2 protein-coding genes are annotated in these 2,349 nt (G+C 61.1%); both read right to left on the reverse strand.

What is annotated here, in order from left to right; genetic code table 11:
• A partial coding sequence (locus H7995_RS27990; protein ID WP_342345343.1) for a DUF2931 family protein occupies positions 1–492 on the reverse strand: 492 nt, incomplete at its 3' end.
• The coding region (locus H7995_RS27995; RefSeq protein ID WP_185819314.1) for a DUF2345 domain-containing protein at positions 489–2,349 on the reverse strand (1,861 nt) is incomplete at its 5' end. The genes H7995_RS27995 and H7995_RS27990, both read right to left, overlap by 4 nt.

Genomic DNA, 2,349 nt, shown 5'->3' on the forward strand with positions numbered 1-2,349 from the left:
TAGGCACGCCCCGCCCACCCAAACCTTGACGATGCCGCCGGGGGCCATGCCTAAGGTGATGGAGTCTCGATAGTCATCCTTCCACTTTTTGGAACCCTGGCAAAACGTCCGCTCCGGCCTGACCATCTCATCGCGCACCCACTGCGGGATCGGGATGCGGATCTTGTAGGCTTGCGGCTCCACCAGCGATTGCCAGCGCAGGAACAGCCGCTCCGGCAGGTCGACGTTGTTTATCGGTTTCATTTTTCCCCCACCCTTATGCCAACCCTCGGGCTTGCGGGTGTAGCCGGCTACCCCCCCATGTACACGAAAGAACGCCAAGCCACGTTGATCCAACACATCCACGGTCTCGACCCAGACCTCCATAAAGCGCGGTGCGGCGAGACCGACGTACCAACTGCCGTAGGGCAGCTTGGGAGGTGCGGGCGACTTAGGCCCGCTGGCGCAGGCGCACAGGCTGAACATCAACGAAGCCAGCACCAGACGCCTCACTGCGGGTAACCCTTCTGCGGTTGGTTGGAGTAGATATTGCGTGTGTTGTCGGCCGCTGGCTTGTTGATCAACATTCCCCTTTTGGGAATCCAGTGGGCGGACTGATGGATGTAGCGACCACGCAACAAGCGTTCCTGAGCAGGATCGAGACTGACCACGGTGCCACCCAGTGCCTGATCCAGAATATGTGCGGCGATGGATTGCAATTCTTCCGGTAGCCGAAAACGGTGGTCCTGATCGTCAATCACGTCGAACGGGGCCCCATGACGCACGCCCAACTCACGCATGACTCGTAGCGCTATCAACGCCAACTCGCCGCGCACCGGGCGCTCCAGCTCAATCGTCAGCAGGTGCTCCAGTTCGTCGGGTTCGAGCTTGCCGCTCGGCGCACGGGAGATCGGCCAACTCTTGATCGTCAGTTGGCCCTCCCCAGCCAGGCCACTGGCACGCAGCGCCTGCACCTGGGCATGGGCTTGCGCCCACAATGGATGGCTCGTAATAGGGCGGTGGGCCGGTAGGCTGATACGCCGCGGCTGGGTCAACCACAGGCGCTCGCGGCCACGCGGCAGGTAACCACCGCCAATGTCCGAATGCACCCCGGGCAGGCTGATTTGTTGATGGCCGTGCAATACGCTGTTGAGCGCAAAGTTGTGCCGACACTCGTCCCGGGCCTGCAACTGGATGACCTGGCGCGCACAACCAGGTGGCAGGTACAGGTTGACCCCCGGGTTGTGATCGTTGGCCGGACTGAGGTCCAGGCCGACGATGGCGGCGACGGTGTCGAACAGGCCGATCAGGTTAAGGCTGACATCCACCGCGGGGTCGAAGCTGGCCTGCAGGCCGAAGCGACCAGCCTGCAGCAATTCGCTGAACAGTCCACGGCCCGGTTTGAGCAGCTCGTTGGCGCAATGCCGCGCAGCGGCGGCGCCACGACTGAAGCCAAAGATGTCGAACTCGATACGGCGAATTGACGTCCCGGGGTTGGCACCCGTAAAGTCACGAAGTTGACCTATGATAGCCTCTGGTGCTTGCTCCACCCGCGCCACCACCCCGGTTCCCCCTCTCCCAGTGCCCTGACCGAAGAGCGAGTCGCTGCCGCCACTTCGTGTACCGATGCCTTCCAGGTAAACTTTCACGAAACCAATTTTCGCCCCGGGTGGAAGCCCCTCGGCGGTATGGTCGGGATACAGTTCACGCAGATAAGCCACATTACTCGGCGCATTCCCAAAACTGTCATCCGGCCCCCGGTCGAATCCATCCCCATCGAACCCATCAAATCCATACTGCTCACACTGCTGGACGATGCTTGCCAGTTCGTCGCGGTCGAACAACTGCAGATCCTCGCGCCGGCATTGTTCGGTAGCGGCGGCATTAGCCTGGTTGTTGCCGGTGCCATCAAAGAACAGGCCCAGGCGCAGGGTGATGCCGTCGAGTTCTTCCTCTTCCTCCTCTTCTTCCAGGCCATAGCTCAGCGAAAGCTCTTCAGGGTTGGCGGTAAATACTCGCTGGGTAAAGCCTTGGCTGTCGGTGCTGCCTTTCCAGACTTTGCCGCCGGCTGCGGTGATCGTGTAAGGCATATTGGCCAGGGCCTGCTCGGCGTCATCGGCGAATATCCGGAACTGCTGGTTGAATGCCAGCGGCGGATCGATGGGCACTGGCAGTGCCCCGAGCCGTGCTGCCTGCGAAACCTTGCCGGGAAAGTACTCCAAGTGCGGCGCCTTGATACGCACGTCGCCTGCCGTCGCAGTTTCGATAGCGTTGGCATCCAGGGTGATGTAGCTGCCACCGGCATTGAGGGTGATTTTTTTCTTCGCCGTGATGCGGATTTCATCCTCGGTACTGGTGATCTCCAGGCCA

The sequence above is a fragment of the Pseudomonas kielensis genome (assembly GCF_014236655.1).
Lineage (GTDB): Bacteria > Pseudomonadota > Gammaproteobacteria > Pseudomonadales > Pseudomonadaceae > Aquipseudomonas > Aquipseudomonas kielensis.